Here is a 20025-nt window from a genome sequence, read left to right as displayed (position 1 = left end):
CCCCGGCGAGGCCGTTCCGGCGGGCGCCGGGGCTCCGTCGTTCCCGGCCGCCTCCGCCCGAGGGGGCATCCTGACTTACCGTCGGGTGTGATCTGAGTCACGTGGTGTCACAAACGGGTTCCGGCCGACGCCTTGTGGGCGAATCCCCGAGCGAACGGAACAACGACCATGACGCAGCACAACGGCAGCCGGACCGAAGTCATCGTGATCGGCGGCGGGTACGCCGGAGTCCTCGCGGCCAACCGCCTCACCAGCCGCGACGACGTGGCGGTGACCCTCGTCAACCCGCGCTCGACCTTCGTCGAGCGCCTGCGCCTGCACCAGCTGGTGGCGGGGTCCGACGACGCGGTCGTCGCCTACGGGGACGTCCTGAGCGAACGGGTCGAGCTGGTGGTCGGCACCGCGACCGGGATCGACCGGCAGGCGCGCACCGTCTCGCTGGCCGACGGCGGCACCCTCGGGTACGACCACCTGATCTACGCGGTGGGCAGCCGCAGCGGCGCGCCGCAGGTACCCGGTGCGGACAGGTTCGCCTACCCGATCGCGACCCTGGAGGAGGCGGAGCGGCTGCGCGAGGCCCTGGCCGCCGCGCCCGCCACCGCGGCGCTGACGGTCGTCGGCGGCGGTGCCACCGGCGTCGAGACCGCGGCCGAGCTCGCCGAGGCGGGCCGTACGGTCACCCTCGTCTGCGGAGGCCCGCTCGTCCCCTACCTCCACCCGAACGGCCGGCGCTCCGTGGCCAGGCGGCTCGCGGCCCTCGGCGTGACCGTCCTCGAAGGCCCCGGCAGCAGGGCGGTGTCCGTGACGGCGGGCGCCGTGCGCCTCGCCGACGGCCGCGAGGTGCGCGGCGGGCTGACCGTCTGGGCCGCCGGGTTCGGCGTCCCCGACCTGGCCGTCCGCAGCGGCCTCAGCACCGACGGGGCGGGCCGCCTCCTCACCGACGAGACCCTGACCAGCATCGACGACGACCGCATCGTCGCGGCCGGGGACGCGGCCGCGCCCTCGGGCCTCGCCTACCGGATGGGATGCCAGTCCGCCGTCCAGCTGGGGCTGCACGCCGCCGACGCCGTACTCCGCCGGATCGGGGGCGGGCGGCCCGAAGCCGTCAGCATCGCCTTCGCCGGGCTGTGCATCAGCCTCGGCCGCGGCGCCGGCATCTTCCAGTTCGCACGCAAGGACGACACCGCCGTCCGGTTCCACATCGGCGGCCGTCCGGGCACGCGCCTGAAGGAACTCGTCGTCTCCCACACCGTCAAGAGCCTTTCCGGCGAGGCGCGCAAGCCCGGCGCACGCGTCCTGAAGGCCAGGGACGACGCCCGGGAGCAGCGCGTCCGGGCCACGCCCGCGCGGGTGTCGTAGCGCCGGGCGCGGGCGGCCCGGGCGCCGCCCGCCCCCGTAGCCCCCGAGGGGGGGGGCCGCCATGCAGGGAATGGAAGGATTCGAGGATGCGAGACCGCACCGTGGACCCGGCGACCGACGCCTTCGTGGCCCACCGCAAGCTGCTCTTCACCGTGGCCTACGAGATCCTCGGCTCGGTGGCCGACGCCGAGGACGTCGTGCAGGAGACCTGGCTGCGCTGGGCCGAGGTCGATCTGGCACAGGTCCGCGACCGGCGTGCGTACCTCGTCCGGGTCACGACCCGGCGGGCGCTCGACCGGCTGCGGGTCCTGCAGCGCCGCAAGGAGACCTACGTCGGCCCCTGGCTGCCCGAGCCGCTGCTCACCTCGCCGGACGTCGCCGAGGACGTCGAGCTCGCCGAGAGCCTGTCCATGGCCGTGATGCTCGTCCTGGAGACCCTCTCGCCCACCGAGCGGGCGGTGTTCGTCCTGCGCGAGGTCTTCGACGTCGGCTACGAGGAGATCGCGGAGGCGGTCGGCAAGACCCCCGCCGCGGTCCGCCAGATCGCCCACCGCTCCCGCAAGCACGTCGACGCCCGACGCCCTCGCGAGGTGGTCTCCCCGGGCCAGGCCCGCGCCGCCCTCGCGTCGTTCCAGCACGCCGTGGAGACCGGCGACCTGCAGGGCGTGCTCGACGTGCTCGCCCCCGAGGTCGTCCTGATCAGCGACGGCGGCGGCGTCCGGAGCGCGGCGCTGCGGCCCGTCGAGGGCCTCCCGAAGGTGGTCCGCCTCCTCCTCGCCGGCCTCGGCGACAAGGAAGGCGCGCTCACCGGCGAGCCCACCACCGTCAACGGCGATCCGGCGCTCCTCCTGCGGGTCGACGGCGAGATCGACAGCGTCATGGCGATCCGGCTCGACGGCGGCCTCGTCACCGGCATCTACTTCGTCCGCAACCCCGACAAGCTCGCCCACGTCGCCGCCGCGACGCCCCTCACCCTGGACTGACACCGAAGCGGACCCGTAAGGGAGGGGCGGCCGGGGTGCGCGATCGGGCGGCCACGGGGCCCGGATTCTTGTGAATTGGGGACCCGGTTCGTCACCTTCCTCTCCGGCTGCCCGCTGACCTGTCTCTACTGCCACAATCCCGACACCTGGAAGATGCGCAACGGCAAGCGGACCTCGGCCGACGACGTGATCACCGAAGCCGCCAAGTACCGCACGTTCATCTCCGCCTCCGGTGGCGGCGCCACCGTCTCCGGCGGCGAGCCGCTGCTCCAGGCCGTCTTCGCGGGTGAGCTGCTGCACCGGATGAAGCACGAGCTGGGCCTGCACACGGCGCTGGACACCTCCGGCTTCCTCGGCGTACGGGCCACCGACGCCCTGCTGCGCGACGTGGACCTGGTCCTGCCTTGTGCCCACCCACTGCTGCTTCTGCGGGGTGCAGTGCGGGATGTACCTGCGCGTGGACAGGGCCGGCAAGGTCTTCGGCGTCGAGCCCCGCAACCACGAGATCAACCGGATGCGGCTATGCCCCAAGGGCATCAACGCCTACCAGCAGGTCAACCACCCCGACCGGCTGACGGCCCCGCTGATGCGCCGCTCCCGGGACGAGGAGTTCCGCGAGACCTCCTGGGACGAGGCCCTCGACTTCACCGTCGCCGAGATCCGCCGCATCCAGGGCGCCCACGGCAACGACGCCTTCGGACTGCTCGGCGGCGCCAGCCTGTACTCCGAGAAGACCTACCTGGTCGGCAAGTTCGGCCGGGTCGCGCTGAAGACCCGGCACGTGGACTACAACGGCCGGCTCTGCATGGTCAGCGCCGCCGGCGCCAACAAACTGGCCTTCGGCATCGACCGGGCCGCCAACCCCTTCTCCGACATCCTCCTCACCGACTGCCTGCTCATCGCCGGGTCGAACGTGGGGGAGTGCTTCCCGGTCATGACCCAGTACCTGTGGGGCGCCCGCGACCGCGGTGCCTCCCTGTCGTCCCCGCCGACAAGGTCCAGTGGCCCGTCCCGGGCGGCCTCCCGGTCGTCGAGATCAACGGAGTGGATGTGCGATGAGCGTCACCGAACAGCCCGCTCCCGCCTCCGGGCCGGATCCCGCCGGCGAAGACGCCGCCGCGGCCCGGCTCCGCGACCGGATCAGCGCCGACTCCCTCACCACCCGCCGCGACTACCTGCGGATCGTCGCCACCGTCTCCGGCGGCCTGGCCGCCGGCGGGGTCGGCGTGGCCGCCGGCATCCTGCACCGGCACGGCGACAGCGAGAAGCTCCCCGAGACCAAGAAGGTCGCCGACGTCCTGCCCCCGGGCCGGTCCGTGGCCTTCCGCTTCCCCGGTGACGAGGACCGCGCCCTCGCGGTACGGCTGGCCGACGGCACCCTCGTGGGCTACTCCGCCGTCTGCACCCACCTCGCCTGCGCGGTGCTGTGGCGCGAGGACCGGGGCAACGACGGGGAGCTGTACTGCCCCTGCCACGAGGGTGTCTTCGACGCCCGCACCGGCGAGGTGACCGCGGGCCCGCCGCCACGGCCGCTGCCCAGGATCTTCCTGACGGAACAGCCCGACGGCAGTGTCTGGGCCGTCGCCACCGCCCGGTCGGGAGAACCGGCCGGGGAGGCCCTGTGCCGGCAGTTCCTCGACTCCCGGCCCGAGATGGCGCAGCAGCTCGGCTGCCCGGGAGCGGACCGCGCCGACGAGAGCAGGCGGACATGAGCGACGCGCAGCTGCCTCCTCGCCCCGACTACCGCCCCGGCAGCGCCGACCCCCGGCTGAACAGGCCGGTGCGGGAGCGCTATCCGCAGATCCGCTCCACCAGCGGCTACGGGGACCCGCGGATCCGGCACACGGGCCCCGGCCCGGGCGCCGGCACCGAGCAGGAACCGGAGCGGGCCTCGAAACTCAACGCACGTCTGGCCCTTGCCCTCACGGTCGTCGTCGGACAGCTCTGGGCGCTGACAGTCACCGTCAACGAGTGGATGAAGGGCAACACCGGCACGGCCTGGTGGGGGGCGGGATTCCTGATCCTGTCCTTCCTCGTCGTGATCGCGCTATGGCTGCTCGACCCCAAGGACCGGTGACCATGTCGATACCCACGCGCAGGGTGCCCTCGCACCGAGCCGAGACGTACAAGCCGGGCACCACCATCGGCGAATGGCGGCCAGAGGACGACGACTTCTGGCAGTCCACGGGCCGCCGGGTCGCCCAGCGCAACCTCTGGGTCTCGATCCCCGCGCTGATGCTCGGCTTCGTGGTCTGGCAGGTCTGGTCGGTCACCGTGGTGAAGCTGAACGACGTCGGTTTCGCCTTCTCCAAGTCGCAGCTGTTCTGGCTGACGGCCATCCCCGGTATCACCGGCGGCACCTTCCGGATCCTCTACACCTTCATCGGACCCATCTTCGGCGAGCGGAAGTTCACCGCCTTCAGCACGCTCATCCTGATCGTGCCCATGCTGTGGCTCGGCTTCGCGCTCCAGGACACGGGCTCCCCGTACTGGGAGCTGGTTCTGATCGCGGCCGTCTGCGGCATCGGCGGCGCCAACTTCGCCTCCTCGATGGCCAACATCGGCTTCTTCCCCAAACGGGAGAAGGGCAGTGCCAACGGGCTCAACGGCGGCCTCGGCAACCTCGGTGTGAGCGTGGTCCAGCTGGTCGCCCCGCTGGTGGTCACCGCCGCCGTGCTGGGAGCCCCGGCGGGCGGTCCGCAGCACGACGCCAAGGAGAACACCGACATCTGGCTGCAGAACGGCGCCTTCCTGTGGGTGCCCCTGCTGGCCGTCATGGCGCTGCTGGCCTGGTTCCTGATGAACGACCTGAAGGTGGCCGCGGCCCCCTTCAGCCAGCAGAAGATCACCTTCAAGCGCAAGCACAACTGGCTGATGACCTGGCTCTACGTCGGCACCTTCGGCTCCTTCATCGGCTTCGCCGCGGGCCTGCCCCTGCTGATCAAGAACAACTTCGAGGTGCAGGGCTACCAGGCCACCACCTATGCCTGGCTCGGGCCGTTCGTCGGTGCGCTCATGCGCTGGGCCGGCGGCTGGCTCTCGGACAAGATGGGCGGAGCCAGGGTCACCATGCTGTCCTTCGTCGGCATGGCGGCCTCCCTGGTGGTGGTGATCTTCGCGCTGCCGCACTCCGGCGACCAGGGCAACTTCTGGGCCTTCTTCCTCGGTTTCCTGGTGGCCTTCGCCTTCTCCGGCCTCGGCAACGGCTCGACCTTCCGGCAGATCCCGGTGATCTTCCGCGACCAGCACATGCGGGCCGCCGAGGGGCAGGGCCCCGAGGCACAGACCGCGGCCCTGAAGCAGTCGGAGATGGAGGCGGGCGCCGTCACCGGCTTCTCCTCGGCCATCGCCGCCTACGGCTTCTTCTTCATCCCGGCGATGTTCGCCGCCATCGCGGTCACCCATGCCCTGTGGATGTTCATCGGCTTCTACGCCACCTGCCTGGTGGTGTGCTGGTGGTTCTACGCCCGCAAGGGCGCCGAAGCCCCCAGCTGAGCCGGGCCCCGGGCGGGGGCGGCCGTACCCTGGAGGCATGAGCACCGCCCCCGCCTCCGACCCGCAGCCCGCGCCGAGCGGCGACCGCCCCGCGCACGGGACCGGGCAGTCCCGGCCCAGGCCCCGGCTGGTCTTCGACGACCCGCTGGACCAGCAGTCCTCGGACGACACCGACCGGGGCTGGGGCGAGCGGCCGCCCGCCGGCGGTAGCGCGGCCGACCTGGCCCGCTTCCTCGACGAGAAGCCTCCGCACCACATCTGACCGTCCGGGGCGACGCCCGGCACGGCCCGGACCGCCCCTAGAACCCGTCGCGGGGCCCCGCCGGACCGGCGCCGACGCCCTGGGCGCCCCGCTGGGCCACCAGGGTGTCCCGGATCTCCTTGAGGACCTCCAGCTCGGTGATCTCCATGGTCTCCTGGACGCCTTCCCTGGCCTTGCGGCGGGCCTCCACCTTGGCGAGGTACTTCGCCATCGGCAGCACCATCAGGAAGTACACGACCGCCGCGGTGATCACGAAGGTGAGGGCCGCGTTCAGCACCGAGCCCCAGAGGATCTCCACACCCGTCGGCTGCCCGGTCGCGTCGATGCCGCACGGGTTCTTGATGCACGACTTGTAGACGTCGAGGTTCTTCGTCCCGATGGCGCCCACCAGCGGTCCGATGATCCCCTTGACGATGGAGTTCACGATGTTCGTGAACGCCGCGCCGATGACGACGGCGACCGCAAGGTCGACCACGTTGCCGCGCATCAGGAAGGCCTTGAAGCCCGCCAGGACGCTCTCCTTCTTCTTCTCGCTCACCACTGAGCCTTTCTTCGTATGTGCCGAACACGGAGCCAACGGTTCCGAAAGTTACGGCAGTCCGGGCGCGGCGTGTCCAATCGGAGCCCACCCGAAGGCGACGTGACCGGTCGTCCGTACGAATCAGCACAACGTCACCGCCAGCCGCGTCACGGCGCCCGCCCCGACGAGATCCCGGGCGGTGTCCCGGTCCACGGACAGCACCACCAGCGCCCCGCCGTCCCCGACCCCCTGCTCCGCCGCGGGGATCGAGGTGACCTCGGCCCGCGAGGCGACCAGCCGGGGCGGCCCGGCGCGCTCCGCCGCGACCACGTCCACCCGGTCACCGGGCCGCAGCAGCCGCACCGTCCCCGCGTCCGCGATGCGCACCGGCGCGGACACCGTCCGGACCGCCGCGGGGGGCGGGGCCACCGCGGGCGGCGCGGCGCCCCGCGAGGCCTGCGCCTGCGTCCCGCCCACCGCGAGCGCCGCCGCCGCGACGGCCAGCCCGGCCGAGACCGCCCGCCGGCGGCGCCGCACGGCCCGGCGCAGCCGCCCCGCGCCCCGCCCCACGCGCAGCGGCGGGAACGGCGGGACGGGCCGGGCGGGCGCGCACGGGGAACAGGCCGGGGCCGCGGGGAACGCGGGCCGGCCCGCCGGATCCGCCGGCGTCACGGGACGGCCGGGGGCAGGGGCCCGGGAGGCAACCCCGGGAACAGCCTGGGAAGGAGCCCAGGAGGAAGCCCGGCCCGGAGCCGGGAAGGAAGCCGGGGAGGAAGCCCGGCCAGGGGCCGGGGACGCGGAACAGGGGGCAGGGGTACGGGACATGAGGAACACCGCCGAACCGGATGAGTGCCGTGCCCGGACCCAGCGCCCGGACACCCCTCACGATCCGCCCTCCCGCCCGCCCCCGCCCGAGCCTGTGGACGGTTCCCCGCCTGGGGAAAACCCCGTCACCCGCACGGGGTGGGGGAGAGCCGCTACGGCAGCTCGATCCCCAGGTCCCACCCGTCGTGCGCATGGGTGCACAGGCAGGCGCGGGACTCCGTCGGCGGCAGCGCCGCCACGGCGTCGAAGAGCACCTCGCGCAGGCGGCCGACGTTCTCGCCGAACACCTTCAGGACCTCCGTGTGGGACACGCCCTCGCCGGTCTCCGCCCCGGCGTCCAGGTCCGTCACCAGCGCCATCGAGGTGTAGCAGAGCCCCAGCTCACGGGCGAGGGCCGCCTCCGGGTGGCCCGTCATGCCGACCACCGACCACCCCGCTGCGGCATGCCACCGCGACTCGGCGCGCGTCGAGAAGCGCGGCCCCTCGACGACGACCATGGTCCCGCCGTCGACCGGCTCCCACTGCCGCCCCCGGGCCGCCGCCAGGGCGACCGAGCGCCCCACCGGGCAGTACGGGTCGGCGAAGGTGGTGTGCACGACGTTCGGGACGCTCCCGTCGGGCAGCGGCTCCCCGTCGAAATAGGTCTGCGCCCGGGTCTTCGTACGGTCGACCAGCTGGTCGGGGACGAGGAGCGTGCCCGGGCCGTACTCGGCCCGCAGGCCGCCGACCGCGCAGGGGCCGAGCACCTGGCGGACGCCGACCGAGCGCAGGGCCCACAGGTTGGCCCGGTAATTGATCTTGTGCGGCGGGACGGTGTGGCCGCGCCCGTGCCGGGGCAGGAAGGCCACCTGGCGGCCGGCCAGCTCGCCCAGGTACAGGGAGTCGCTCGGGGGTCCGTACGGCGTCTCGACCCGGATCTCGGAGACGTCCTCCAGGAAGGAGTAGAAGCCCGAGCCGCCGATGACACCGATCTCTGCGTTCGCCATTCCGCCACCCTAACCGGGCATGCGGAAGGCCCCGCTGCCCGGGAGGGGCGGGCGGGGCCGCGCGGAAGAACCGTGGAACGTGAAGCCGGTGGAGCGGTCAGGCCGCCGAGGTGGAGCTGCTGCTCGTGCTCGACGCGGTGGAGGAGGACGAGGACGCCGAGGACGACGCGGCGGGCGCGGCGGCAGCGGTCGAGGTCGTCGAGGACGACGGCTTCGAGGCAGGCGCGCTGCTCGACGAAGCACCGCGGCTGTCGTTCCGGTAGAAACCGGAACCCTTGAAGACGATGCCCACGGCGGAGAACACCTTCTTCAGGCGTCCTTCGCAGTTCGGACACACGGTCAGTGCGTCATCGGTGAACTTCTGCACGGCCTCAAGGCCCTCACCGCACTCGGTGCACTGGTACTGGTAGGTCGGCACGAATTTCCTCCTGGCACTCTGACTCAATGAGTGCTAACGACGTTCCATGGTGACGTATTCCGGCCGATCAGTCCACCGTCACCGGCACGCGGTGACCCAGACCACGCTCGTTCACCCGGTTCGGGGACGTCTGCGGGGCGGTCCGAGGAGCGTTCCCCGGGGCGGTCTGCGAGGTGTCCGTACGGTCCTGTCCCGACGCACCGACGATCCGGCTCGGGCTCCTCGGTGCCAGCTTCGACCGCAGCGCCAGCAGGGTGGCCAGCGCGAGCGCGGTGGCCGCCATGGGCACCAGGAAGCCGTACGAGGACCCGTGCGCGTCCGTCAGGCGGCCGGCCAGGATGACGGCGACGGCCTGCCCGAAGGCGATCGAACCGGTCAGCCAGGTGAAGGCCTCGGTCCGGGCGGCGGCGGGCACCAGCTGCTCGACCATCGTGTAGCCGGTGATCAGCGCCGGGGCGATGCACAGGCCGACGACCAGGCCGACGGCGCCCAGCAGGATCACCGAGTGGGCGGCCCACAGGACGGACGCGGCGGCGGTGAGGCCGATGTAGCCCAGGATCAGCCGGCGGCGCGGGCCGATCTTCCAGGCGACGGCGCCCATGGCGATGCCGGCGATCATGTTGCCCGCGGCGAAGACGCCGTAGAGCAGGCCGTTGGCCCCGGGGTTGCCGATCTCGTCGGAGAAGGCGGCGAGCGAGACCTGCATGCCGCCGAAGACGGCGCCGATCCCGAGGAAGGCGAAGACCAGGACGCGCAGGCCCGGGAAGGACAGCGCGAACGCGCGCTTCTCACCGGTGGCCGACGGGGCGTGCGTCTTGGGCTGGGTGGCCCGCCGGGCCGCGAAGAGCAGTCCGCCGAGCAGCGTCAGCGTGGCCTCGGTGACCAGGCCGGCCGCCGGGTGGACGCCGGTGCACAGGGCGGTCGCCAGGACGGGGCCGACGACGAAGGTGAACTCGTCGGTGACGGACTCGAAGGCCGCGGCGGTGGACAGCAGCGGCGAGCCCTCCAGCTTGGCGGCCCAGCGCGCCCGGACCATCGGTCCGACCTGCGGCACCGAGGCGCCGGCGGGTACGGCGGCCAGTGCCAGCGCCCAGACCGGCGCGCCCAGCAGGGCGAGCGCGGCCAGGCCGCTGACGGCGGCGGCGTGCGTGAGGACGACGGGCAGCAGGACGGCGCTCTGGCCGAGCCGGTCGGTGAAGATGCCCATCAGGGGCGCGGACAGCGCCATGGAGATGCCGGTGACGGCGGCGACGATGCCGGCGCTGCCGTAGGAGCCGGTGGTGTGCTGGACCAGGAGCAGGATGCTGATGGTCAGCATGCCGAAGGGGAGCCGGGCGGCGAAGCCGGGGAGTACGAAGCCGAGGGCACCGGGCGTGCGCAGGAGCTGGCCGTAGCCGGGGCGGGCGGAGTTGTCGGTCGTGACCGCGGATGTCACGGCCTGGCCTTTCCGCTGCCTGGTAGAGCTTCCCCGTCTGCGGGCGGTGCGCCGCCTTGTGAGCGGCCGCACCCGTACATGGGAGCCCCGAGAGCTGTCCTCTTGCGCAGAACCGAGTGATACCTGGGCGCCCACTGCGGGGTGGTGCCACGGCCGCTTTGCGGTCGCGCCAGCTCTGCGTCAGGCAGAGTTGGTTCGATCTGTTTGTGCCTTAATCATACAGGGGAAGCCGCTAGCACGCCCTGTGATTGCGCCGACAAGTCATGTCTGCACCTGCGATTAACGGGAGCTTCGCCTGACAGGGCCTGCAAAATCGGGCTATATCGGGTCAAAATCCACCGAAAATGGCCGAATTAGAACGCCGCTCTAATGCGGGTGCGCCCCTCGGAACCCGCCCGCGCCTACCGTGCGGAGCCGTTCCCCGTGCCGAGCCAGCCCGCCAGCTTGCCGCCCCGGGCCACCGCCCGCAGCCGCGCCTCCGCAGCGTCCCGTACCGGGTCCGTGGCCACCACCAGCAGCTCGTCGCCGCGCCGCAGTACGGTCGAGGGCAGGGGTACGAAGCTCTTCCCGTCCCGGACGACCAGCGTGACCGAGGCCCCGGACGGCAGCCGCAGCTCGCTGACCTCGACGCCGTGCATCCGCGAGGCCGGCGGGATGGCGAAGGACAGCAGGTGGCCGCGGAGCTTCTCCAGCGGAGCCGACTCGATGCCGAGGTCGGAGGCGCCCTCCTGGGAGTCCCCGAGCTGCAGCTTGCGCGCCAGCCAGGGCAGGGTCGGCCCCTGCACCAGGGTGTAGACGACGACCAGCACGAAGACGATGTTGAAGACGCGGTCGCTGCCCTCGATCCCGGACACCATCGGGATGGTCGCCAGGATGATGGGCACCGCGCCGCGCAGGCCGGCCCATGACATCAGGGCCTGCTCCCGCCAGGGGACCCGGAAGGGCAGCAGGCTGACGAAGACCTCCAGCGGCCGCGCCACCATCGTGAGCACCAGCCCGATGACCACCGCGGGCCAGAAGTCGTGGACCAGCTCGTGCGGGGTGACCAGCAGGCCGAGCAGGACGAACATGCCGATCTGGGCGATCCAGCCGAGCCCGTCCGCGAAACCGCGGGTGGCCGGCCAGTGCGGGAGCTTCGCGTTCCCGAGCACCATGGCCGCCAGGTACACCGCGAGGAAGCCGGAGCCGTGCGCCATGGCGCCGGCCGCGTACGCCGTGATCGCGATCGCCATCACGGCGATGGGATAGAGGCCCGACGCGGGCAGGGCCACGTGCCGCAGACCGTACGCACCCAGGAAGCCCACGGTCAGGCCGATGGCGGCGCCGATCGCCAGCTCCAGCGCGATCTTGCCGAGCAGGACGTACCAGTCGTCCACCGGGCCGACGGTGGCGAAGGCCACGACGAGGATCACGACGGGGGCGTCGTTGAAGCCGGACTCGGCCTCCAGCACGCCGGTGATCCGGGAGGGCAGCGGCACCTTGCGCAGGACGGAGAAGACGGCCGCCGCGTCGGTCGAGGAGACGACCGCGCCGATCAGCAGGGCCTGGCGCCATTCGAGGCCGACCAGGTAGTGCGCGCCCGCCGCCGTCACGCCCACGCTGATCGCGACGCCCACCAGCGACAGCATGACCGCGGCCGGCAGTGCGGGTCTGATCTCTTTCCACTTGGTGCCCAGACCACCCTCGGCGAGGATCACGACGAGTGCGGCATAGCCGATCACCTGGGTCAGCTCGGCGTTGTCGAACACGACGTTGCCGATGCCGTCCTGGCCTATCGCGATGCCTATGCCGAGGTAGATGAGCAGGCTGGGAAGACCGCTGCGCGAGGAGACGCGTACCGCCGCTACCGCGACGAGCAGCACGAGCGAGCAGACCAGCATGAGCTCATTGAGCGTGTGGACAGTCAGCGGGCGGCCCTTTCCTCCAAGCGCCGGGGCGGATCGTTCCTCCGTCGGCGCGGTTCGGCAAGTACTTCGTTACCTTACCTAATCTTTGACGCTTTCTTGACGCGGTAGTCACATTGTGAAACGCCTGTTCGGCCCTGTCCTCGTCAGCTCCACCCCTGGCGGATCAACGACTCGGGTCCTGCGCCTATGGTTGCTCCCAGCACTGCCAGGACCACCCTGCCCCTCTAAGGACAGCGATGCCCGCCAACGAATCCGCTCCTCCCGTCAAGAAGAAGGGACGACGCGCCCGTCTGATCGTGCTCGTTCTGGTCCTGGCGCTCTTCGCGGGCCTCGGCTACGGGGCGTACTGGGGCGTGGACGGCGTGCGCGCCTCGTTCCCCCAGACGACCGGCTCCCTCAAGGTGCCGGGCCTGACCGGGACCGTCGACGTCAAACGCGATGCCCACGGCATCCCCCAGCTCTACGCCGACTCCGACGCGGACCTCTTCCGCGCCCAGGGCTTCGTGCACGCCCAGGACCGGTTCTGGGAGATGGACGTACGCCGTCACATGACCTCCGGCCGGCTCTCGGAGATGTTCGGCTCCGGCCAGGTCGAGACCGACGCCTTCCTGCGCACGCTGGGCTGGCGCCAGGTCGCCCAGACCGAGTACGACAAGAAGCTCTCGGACGAGACGAAGAAGAACCTCCAGGCCTACGCCGACGGGGTCAACGCGTACCTGAAGGGGAAGTCCGGCAAGGACCTCTCCGTCGAGCACGCCGCCCTCGAGCTCAGCGACAGCTACCGGCCCGAGGAGTGGTCGCCGGTGGACTCGGTGGCCTGGCTCAAGGCGATGGCCTGGGACCTGCGCGGCAACATGCAGGACGAGATCGACCGTGCACTGATGTCGAACAAGCTCACGCAGGCCCAGATCGACGAGCTGTACCCGCCGTACCCCTTCGACCGGAACAAGCCGATCGTCGAGGGCGGCAAGGTCGAGGGCGGCAAGTACGCCCCCCAGGGCGCCGGCGGCACGGGCACCGGCACCGGCACCGGCACCGGTTCCGGCACGGTCCCGGGCGCCCAGCCCGGTGCGAACGGCACCCCCACCGGCCTCGCCGGCAACGCCACCGCCCAGGGCGCGGCCGTCGGGCTGCGCACCCAGCTGAGCTCCCTCGCCGAGACCCTGGACGAGATCCCCGCGATCCTCGGCCCCAACGGCAGCGGCATCGGATCGAACTCCTGGGTGATCTCGGGCAAGTACACGACCACCGGCAAGCCGCTGCTCGCGAACGACCCGCACCTGTCCCCGCAGCTGCCCTCGGTCTGGTACCAGATGGGCCTGCACTGCCGCGCGGCCTCGGCCCAGTGCCAGTACGACGTGGCCGGCTACACCTTCTCCGGGACCCCCGGCGTGATCATCGGCCACAACACCGACATCGCCTGGGGCATGACCAACCTCGGCGCCGACGTCACCGACCTCTACCTGGAGCAGGTCAAGCCCGAGGGCTACGTCTACGACAACAAGGTGCTCCCCTTCACCACCCGTGAAGAGGTCATCAAGGTCGCGGGCGGCGACAGCAAGAAGATGACCGTCCGCATGACCAACAACGGCCCGCTCGTCTCCGACCGCAGCGACGAGCTGGCCTCGGTCGGCGCCCGGGCCCCCGTCGCCAGCTCCGCGCCCGACCGCGGCAGCGGCTACGCCGTCGCCCTGCGCTGGACGGCCCTGGAGCCGGGCAAGTCGATGGACGCGATCTTCAAGCTCAACAAGGCCAAGGACTTCACCGAGTTCCGCAAGGCCGCCGCCGACTTCGAGGTCCCCTCGCAGAACCTGATCTACGCCGACGCCAAGGGCCCCAACGGCGGCAACATCGGGTACCAGGCCCCGGGCCGCATCCCGGTCCGCGGCGCCGGTGACGGCCGCATGCCGGCGCCCGGCTGGGACTCCAAGTACGCCTGGAAGACCGGGAAGGACGGCGCGACCGAGTACATCCCGCAGAACGAACTGCCCTGGGACAGCAACCCGTCCCGCGGCTACATCGTCACCGCCAACCAGGCCGTCGTGGAGTCCGGGACCGGCGCGGGCAAGTACCCGTACACGCTGACCACCGACTGGGGCTACGGCGCCCGCAGCCAGCGGATCAACGACCTCATCGAGGCGAAGATCAAGGACAGCGGCAAGATCTCGACCGACGACATGCGCACCATGCAGATGGACAACAGCAGCGAGATCGCCGCGCTGCTGACCCCGATGCTGGCCAGGATCCAGGTCTCCGACCCGGACGTGCGCTCCGCCCAGAAGCTCCTGGAGGGCTGGAACTACACCCAGGAGCCCGACTCGGCGGCGGCGGCCTACTTCAACGCGGTCTGGCGCAACATCCTCAAGCTGGGCTTCGGCGACAAGATGCCCAAGGAGCTGCGGATCGAGGGCAGCTGCGTGAACGTCCCCGCCGACAGCAGCGGTCCGGCCGACGAGCTGGCCGAGGTGGTCCGCGAATGCGGCACCCGCGACGCCGACTCGGCGCAGCCGGACGGCGGCGACCGCTGGTTCGAGGTGGTCCGCCGCCTGGTCAAGGACGAGAAGTCGCCCTGGTGGCAGTCGCCCGCCGTCCGCAACAAGCCGGCCGCCACCACCCGCGACGAGCTGTTCGCGCGGGCCATGGAGGACGCCCGCTGGGAGCTGACCGCCAAGCTCGGCAAGGACCAGTCCACCTGGAGCTGGGGCCGTCTGCACCAGCTGACGCTGAAGAACCAGACGATCGGCACCGAGGGCCCCGGCTACATGCAGTGGCTCCTCAACCGGGGCCCCTGGAACCTGGGCGGCGGCGAGGCCACCGTCAACGCGACCGGCTGGAACGCCTCCGGCGGGTACGGGGTCACCTGGGTGCCGTCGATGCGCATGGTCGTCAACCTCAACGACCTGGACAAGTCCCGCTGGATCAACCTGACGGGCGCCTCGGGTCACGCCTACAACGGCAATTACACGGACCAGACGACGATGTGGGCCAAGGGCGAGCTGCTGGAGTGGCCCTTCGGCAAGGAGGCCGTCGACAAGGCGACGGTCGACACCCTGACCCTCGAGCCGGACGGTTCATGAATCGAAGCGGAGCACCCCCGACGGGGTGGCCACCGCTCTGACGGGGTGGTCGTGCGGTTCCTCCGGGACCCGCGCGACCACCTCGTCGTCGTAGAGGAGCACGACGAGCGCGGGATCCTTCCCGGCCCGCTCCAGCCGCTCCAGCACCCGGTCGTACGAGCCCCCGCCCCGCCCCAGCCGCATGCCGCGTCCGTCCACCGCGAGCCCCGGCAGCAGGACGGCGTCCGCCCCGGCGACCGCGTCCGGCCCGAGCGCGGACCCGGTCGGCTCCCACAGCCGCATCTTCCCCGGGTGCGCGGCCTCGGCGAGGCTGCGCGGCCCCTCGTACAGGGCCCAGTCGAGGTCGTTGTCGGGCAGCAGCAGGGGCAGCAGCACGCGCGTGCCGGCCGCCCGCAGGGCGTCGAGGAGCTCGCGGGTGCCGGGCTCGGTGCCGACCGAGACGTACGCCGCGACCGTGCGCGCCCCGGCCAGTTCGGGCAGGGCGAGGGCCGAGACGGCGAGGGCGGCGGCGGCCGCGCGACAGGTTTCGGGGGACAAGGCCCGGCGCGCGGCGAGGAGTTCCCGGCGCAGCCGGGCCTTGGCGGAAGCGGGATGCGGGTTCTCGGTCACAGCGGGCTCAAATATCCTTATGAAATCGTCACATAAGTGGACTTACCTACTGCGATCTCGTCTGGCGTTCGGCAGGACCCACTATCGTTCGGGGCATGACTATGTTGCACCCCGTGATCAAGAAGGCCGTGATTCCGGCCGCGGGCCTCGGCACTCGCTTCCTCCCGGCGACCAAGGCGACCCCGAAGGAAATGCTTCCTGTCGTGGACAAGCCGGCCATCCAGTACGTGGTCGAGGAGGCCGTGGGGGCCGGCCTGGACGACGTTCTCATGATCACTGGGCGTAACAAGCGTGCCCTGGAAGACCACTTCGACCGGAACTACGAGCTGGAGTCCGCCCTCATCGCCAAGGGCGACGACGACCGGCTCAAGAAGGTCCAGGAATCCAGCGACCTGGCCACCATGCACTACGTCCGCCAGGGCGACCCCCGGGGCCTCGGCCACGCCGTGCTCTGCGCCGAGCCGCACGTGGGCCGCGAGCCCTTCGCCGTCCTGCTCGGCGACGACCTCATCGACCCGCGCGACCCGCTGCTGCGCCAGATGGCCGACATCTACGCCCGCACCGGCGGCACCGTCATCGCCCTGATGGAGGTGGACCCGGCCAGCGTGCACCTCTACGGCTGCGCCGCCGTGGAGCCCACCGACGAGGAGGACGTGGTCCGGATCACCGGACTCGTCGAGAAGCCGGACGCGGTGGACGCCCCCAGCAACTACGCGGTCATCGGACGCTATGTCCTCAACCCCGCGATCTTCGACATACTGCGGGAGACCGAGCCGGGCCGCGGTGGGGAGATCCAGCTCACCGACGCCCTGCAGAAGCTGGCCGCGGACGAGAGCGTCGGCGGCCCGGTGCACGGCGTGGTCTTCCGGGGCCGCCGCTACGACACCGGTGACCGCGGGGACTACCTGCGGGCCATCGTCCGCCTCGCGTGCGAGCGTGAGGACCTGGGCCCGGAGTTCCGCACCTGGCTTCACCGTTACGTCACGGAGGAGATGTAGCACCTTGAGCAGTTCCGCACCGCAGGACACCGGCCGGCACCAGGGCGAGCAGCGCCTGTGGTCGGTGGACGAGCACCTCGCGGACGTCCTCTCCGCCGTCCGGCCCCTGGAGCCCATCGAGCTCCAGCTGCTGGACGCCCAGGGCTGTGTCCTGGTCGAGGACGTCACGGTGCCCGTCGCCCTGCCGCCCTTCGACAACAGCTCCATGGACGGCTACGCCGTCCGCACGGCCGACGTCCAGGGCGCGAGCGAGGAGTTCCCCGCGGTGCTGACGGTCATCGGGGACGTCGCGGCGGGCAGCGGGGAGCTGCCCACCGTGGGACCCGGCCAGGCCGCGCGCATCATGACCGGCGCCCCGCTGCCGCCCGGTGCGGAAGCGGTCGTACCGGTCGAGTGGACCGACGGCGGGACCGGAGGCGGCGCCGCCTCCGGGATGAGCCCGGCCAGCGCGGCCCCCGAGGGCGCGGCCGGCGAGGTCCGGGTGCACCGCGCCGCCGAGGCGCGGGCCCACGTCCGCGCACGCGGCAGCGACGTACAGGCCGGCGACCTGGCCCTGGCGGCCGGGACGGTCCTCGGGCCGCCGCAGATCGCCCTGCTGGCCGCCATCGGGCGCGGCACCGTCCGGGTGCGGCCCCGCCCGCGCGTGGTCGTCCTGTCCACCGGCAGCGAGCTGGTCCAGCCCGGCGAGGCGCTGGCCGCGGGGACGATCTACGACTCCAACAGCTTCGCCCTGGCCGCGGCCGCGCGGGACGCCGGGGCCATCGCCTACCGGGTGGGCGCCGTCGCCGACGACGCCGACACCCTGCGCGCGACCATCGAGGACCAGCTGATCCGGGCCGACCTGCTGGTCACCACCGGCGGGGTCAGCGTCGGCGCGTACGACGTGGTCAAGGAGGCGCTGGCCTCGGTGTCCGCCGGAGCCGCGGACGGCGGGGACATCGACGGCGGCGGGATCGACTTCCGCAAGCTGGCCATGCAGCCCGGCAAGCCGCAGGGCTTCGGCTCCGTCGGCCCCGACCACACCCCGCTGCTGGCGCTGCCCGGCAACCCGGTCTCCTCGTACGTCTCCTTCGAACTGTTCGTGCGCCCCGCGATCCGGGTGCTCATGGGCCTGCCGGAGTCCGAGGTCAGCCGGCCGAGCGTACGGGCGGTCCTGAAGGCCGACCAGGCGCTCGGTTCCCCGGCCGGCCGCCGCCAGTTCCTCCGCGGCGCGTACGACGCGGAGAGCGGCACGGTCAGCCCGGTCGGCGGATCGGGCTCGCACCTGATCGCCGCACTCGCCCACGCCGACTCCCTCATCGTGGTCCCGGAGGACGTCACCTCGGCGGAGCCGGGGGCCGAGCTGGAAGTGATCCTGCTCGGCTGAAGTCCCGCCGGTGCGGGTAGCGTGTTGCACCACACAGGCCCCCAGGGGGCCCGGACGGAAGCGGCGCGCAGATCATGAGTACGCAGAGCAGGCTGACCCACATCGACGAGGCCGGCGCGGCCCGGATGGTCGACGTGTCCGAGAAGGACGTCACCACCCGTACGGCGCGGGCCAGCGGACGGGTACTCGTGTCCCCCCGGGTGATCGAGCTGCTGCGCGGCGAGGGCGTTCCCAAGGGCGACGCCCTCGCCACCGCACGGATCGCCGGGATCATGGGCGCCAAGAAGACCCCCGACCTCATCCCCCTGTGCCACCCGCTGGCGGTCTCGGGGGTGAAGGTCGACCTGTCGGTCGCCGACGACGCCGTCGAGATCCTCGCCACGGTGAGGACGACCGACCGCACGGGCGTCGAGATGGAGGCGCTGACCGCGGTCGCGGTCGCCGGCCTCACGGTGATCGACATGGTGAAGGCCGTCGACAAGGGCGCCGTGATCACCGACGTCCGGGTGGAGGAGAAGACCGGCGGCAAGTCCGGCGACTGGGCCCGCTCGTGAACGCCCCGCGCGGCGGCGAGGTCCACAGCCACCACCCCGCAACCGGCGAGGCCTGGGCGGCCGAGCCGCCGGGGGCCGGTTCGGCTCCCGCACCGCGGGCCCTGGTGGTCACGGCCTCGAACAGGGCCTCCCAGGGCGTGTACGCGGACAGGGGCGGCCCGCTGCTGGCCGAGGCCCTGGAGACGCTCGGGTTCGGCGTGGACGGCCCGCTGGTCGTGCCCGATGGCGATCCCGTCGAGCAGGCGCTGCGCGAGGGCGTGGCGGCCGGGTACGACGTCATCCTGACCACCGGCGGCACCGGCATCTCGCCGACCGACCGCACCCCGGACGCCACCGCGAAGGTCCTCGACTACGAGATCCCGGGCATCCCGCAGGCCATCCGCGCCGAAGGCCTGGCGAAGGTGCCGACCGCGGCGCTGTCGCGGGGCCTGGCGGGCGTGGCCGGGCACACGTTGATCGTGAACCTCCCGGGCTCCACGGGCGGGGTCCGCGACGGCCTCGCGGTGCTCTCCCGGCTGCTCCTGCACGCCGTGGACCAGATCCGGGGCGGCGACCACCCCCGGCCCGGCGAAGCTCCGCCGCCCTCCGGGAGCGCGAGCTGAACGGCCCTACCTGGCCTGCGGTCCTGACGGACGGCGCCGTCACGCTCCGGCCGATAAAGCTGAGGGACCAGCGGGCCTGGCGCGAGGTCAACCGGCGCAACCGCGACTGGCTCCGGCCGTGGGAGGCCACGATCCCGCCGCCCGCGCCGTGGGGGCCGGTGATCCAGCGGCCGACGTACCGCCAGATGGTCCGCCACCTGCGGGCGGAGGCGAACGCGGGACGGATGCTGCCGTTCGTCATCGAGTACGAGGGCCGGCTGGTCGGCCAGCTGACGGTGGCCGGGATCACCTGGGGCTCGATGTGCGCGGGCCACATCGGCTACTGGGTGGACCGCGACGTCGCGGGCCGCGGCGTGATGCCGACGGCGGTCGCCCTCGCCGTGGACCACTGCTTCGGGAAGGTGGGGCTGCACCGGATCGAGGTGTGCATCCGGCCGGAGAACGGGCCGAGCCGGCGGGTGGTGGAGAAGCTGGGGCTCCGCGAGGAGGGCCTGCGGCCGCGCTACCTGCACATCGACGGGGCCTGGCGCGACCACCTCGTGTACGCGATCACGGTGGAGGAGGTGCCGGAAGGGCTGCTGCGCCGCTGGCACCGGACGCGGCACCCCGAGATCCCGCCGAAATGAAAA

19 protein-coding genes and 2 pseudogenes are annotated in these 20025 nt (G+C 72.1%); 14 read left to right on the top strand and 7 right to left on the bottom strand.

What is annotated here, in order from left to right; genetic code table 11:
- Nucleotides 1-168: 168 nt before the first annotated feature.
- The 8 genes and pseudogenes from ACFWUZ_RS05890 (at nucleotide 169) to ACFWUZ_RS05855 (ending at nucleotide 6099) form a co-directional block, all read left to right on the top strand.
- Nucleotides 169-1359: an NAD(P)/FAD-dependent oxidoreductase gene (locus tag ACFWUZ_RS05890; protein ID WP_384367680.1), complete on the top strand. Its 1191-nt coding sequence runs from the start codon at nucleotides 169-171 to the stop codon at nucleotides 1357-1359.
- 86 nt (nucleotides 1360-1445) lie between these two features.
- The gene (locus ACFWUZ_RS05885; protein WP_384367677.1) at nucleotides 1446-2342 is read left to right on the top strand and encodes an RNA polymerase sigma-70 factor; all 897 of its coding nucleotides are present in this window, start codon (nucleotides 1446-1448) and stop codon (nucleotides 2340-2342) included.
- A 42-nt stretch (nucleotides 2343-2384) separates the two neighbouring features.
- Nucleotides 2385-2744: pseudogene (locus tag ACFWUZ_RS05880) on the top strand (4Fe-4S cluster-binding domain-containing protein); the annotation flags it as partial.
- A 1-nt stretch (nucleotide 2745) separates the two neighbouring features.
- A pseudogene (locus ACFWUZ_RS05875) lies at nucleotides 2746-3363 on the top strand (molybdopterin oxidoreductase family protein); the annotation flags it as partial.
- Between the two features lie 34 nt (nucleotides 3364-3397).
- Nucleotides 3398-4054, top strand: coding sequence for a ubiquinol-cytochrome c reductase iron-sulfur subunit (locus ACFWUZ_RS05870; protein ID WP_384367675.1), 657 nt, complete (start codon nucleotides 3398-3400; stop codon nucleotides 4052-4054).
- Entirely contained in the window at nucleotides 4051-4419 is a 369-nt protein-coding gene (locus tag ACFWUZ_RS05865) for a hypothetical protein (protein ID WP_384367672.1), read from the top strand. The genes ACFWUZ_RS05870 and ACFWUZ_RS05865 overlap by 4 nt, the downstream gene beginning before the upstream one ends.
- Nucleotides 4420-4421: 2 nt before the next feature.
- Nucleotides 4422-5837, top strand: a complete 1416-nt coding sequence (locus ACFWUZ_RS05860) for a NarK family nitrate/nitrite MFS transporter (RefSeq protein WP_384367669.1) — start codon at nucleotides 4422-4424, stop codon at nucleotides 5835-5837.
- Between the two features lie 37 nt (nucleotides 5838-5874).
- Nucleotides 5875-6099 carry a hypothetical protein gene (locus ACFWUZ_RS05855; RefSeq protein ID WP_384367666.1) on the top strand — a complete coding sequence of 75 codons (225 nt, stop codon included), beginning with the start codon at nucleotides 5875-5877 and terminating at the stop codon, nucleotides 6097-6099.
- Between the two features lie 37 nt (nucleotides 6100-6136).
- On the opposite strand, the gene ACFWUZ_RS05850 is transcribed toward ACFWUZ_RS05855, so the two are convergent.
- The 6 genes from ACFWUZ_RS05850 to ACFWUZ_RS05825 all read right to left on the bottom strand — a co-directional run bounded on the left by ACFWUZ_RS05850 (nucleotide 6137) and on the right by ACFWUZ_RS05825 (nucleotide 12163).
- Nucleotides 6137-6586: an MscL family protein gene (locus tag ACFWUZ_RS05850; protein ID WP_384368076.1), complete on the bottom strand. Its 450-nt coding sequence runs from the start codon at nucleotides 6584-6586 to the stop codon at nucleotides 6137-6139.
- 174 nt (nucleotides 6587-6760) lie between these two features.
- Entirely contained in the window at nucleotides 6761-7291 is a 531-nt protein-coding gene (locus ACFWUZ_RS05845) for a hypothetical protein (protein ID WP_384367663.1), read from the bottom strand.
- Between the two features lie 305 nt (nucleotides 7292-7596).
- Nucleotides 7597-8430, bottom strand: a complete 834-nt coding sequence (locus ACFWUZ_RS05840; protein ID WP_384367660.1) for an S-methyl-5'-thioadenosine phosphorylase — start codon at nucleotides 8428-8430, stop codon at nucleotides 7597-7599.
- A 97-nt stretch (nucleotides 8431-8527) separates the two neighbouring features.
- Nucleotides 8528-8848, bottom strand: a complete 321-nt coding sequence (locus ACFWUZ_RS05835) for an FmdB family zinc ribbon protein (protein ID WP_384367657.1) — start codon at nucleotides 8846-8848, stop codon at nucleotides 8528-8530.
- Between the two features lie 67 nt (nucleotides 8849-8915).
- Complete coding sequence (locus tag ACFWUZ_RS05830; protein WP_384367654.1) at nucleotides 8916-10283, bottom strand: MFS transporter; 1368 nt, start codon at nucleotides 10281-10283, stop codon at nucleotides 8916-8918.
- 401 nt (nucleotides 10284-10684) lie between these two features.
- Nucleotides 10685-12163, bottom strand: coding sequence for a potassium/proton antiporter (locus ACFWUZ_RS05825; RefSeq protein WP_384367651.1), 1479 nt, complete (start codon nucleotides 12161-12163; stop codon nucleotides 10685-10687).
- Between the two features lie 263 nt (nucleotides 12164-12426).
- Here ACFWUZ_RS05825 and ACFWUZ_RS05820 point away from each other — a divergent pair, with 263 nt between their 5' ends.
- Nucleotides 12427-15267: a penicillin acylase family protein gene (locus ACFWUZ_RS05820; protein WP_384367648.1), complete on the top strand. Its 2841-nt coding sequence runs from the start codon at nucleotides 12427-12429 to the stop codon at nucleotides 15265-15267.
- Here ACFWUZ_RS05820 and ACFWUZ_RS05815 read toward each other — a convergent pair.
- Nucleotides 15262-15876, bottom strand: a complete 615-nt coding sequence (locus tag ACFWUZ_RS05815; protein WP_384367645.1) for a 5-formyltetrahydrofolate cyclo-ligase — start codon at nucleotides 15874-15876, stop codon at nucleotides 15262-15264. The two genes, ACFWUZ_RS05820 and ACFWUZ_RS05815, sit on opposite strands and share 6 nt — an antisense overlap.
- A 95-nt stretch (nucleotides 15877-15971) precedes the next feature.
- Between ACFWUZ_RS05815 and galU the strand changes: the two genes are divergently transcribed.
- The 5 genes from galU (at nucleotide 15972) to ACFWUZ_RS05790 (ending at nucleotide 20022) form a co-directional block, all read left to right on the top strand.
- Nucleotides 15972-16874: a UTP--glucose-1-phosphate uridylyltransferase GalU gene (gene galU / locus ACFWUZ_RS05810; protein ID WP_384367642.1), complete on the top strand. Its 903-nt coding sequence runs from the start codon at nucleotides 15972-15974 to the stop codon at nucleotides 16872-16874.
- Between the two features lie 4 nt (nucleotides 16875-16878).
- Nucleotides 16879-18240, top strand: a complete 1362-nt coding sequence (glp, locus tag ACFWUZ_RS05805; protein WP_384367640.1) for a gephyrin-like molybdotransferase Glp — start codon at nucleotides 16879-16881, stop codon at nucleotides 18238-18240.
- 74 nt (nucleotides 18241-18314) lie between these two features.
- Complete coding sequence (gene moaC, locus ACFWUZ_RS05800) at nucleotides 18315-18794, top strand: cyclic pyranopterin monophosphate synthase MoaC (protein ID WP_073919241.1); 480 nt, start codon at nucleotides 18315-18317, stop codon at nucleotides 18792-18794.
- Entirely contained in the window at nucleotides 18791-19396 is a 606-nt protein-coding gene (locus tag ACFWUZ_RS05795; RefSeq protein ID WP_384367637.1) for a molybdenum cofactor biosynthesis protein B, read from the top strand. Before moaC ends, ACFWUZ_RS05795 begins: the two co-directional genes overlap by 4 nt.
- Nucleotides 19393-20022, top strand: a complete 630-nt coding sequence (locus ACFWUZ_RS05790; RefSeq protein WP_384368073.1) for a GNAT family N-acetyltransferase — start codon at nucleotides 19393-19395, stop codon at nucleotides 20020-20022. Before ACFWUZ_RS05795 ends, ACFWUZ_RS05790 begins: the two co-directional genes overlap by 4 nt.
- Nucleotides 20023-20025: the final 3 nt, after the last annotated feature.

This window comes from Streptomyces sp. NPDC058646 (assembly GCF_042716875.1).
Lineage (GTDB): Bacteria > Actinomycetota > Actinomycetes > Streptomycetales > Streptomycetaceae > Streptomyces.
This window is presented reverse-complemented; position numbering and strand designations above follow the sequence as displayed.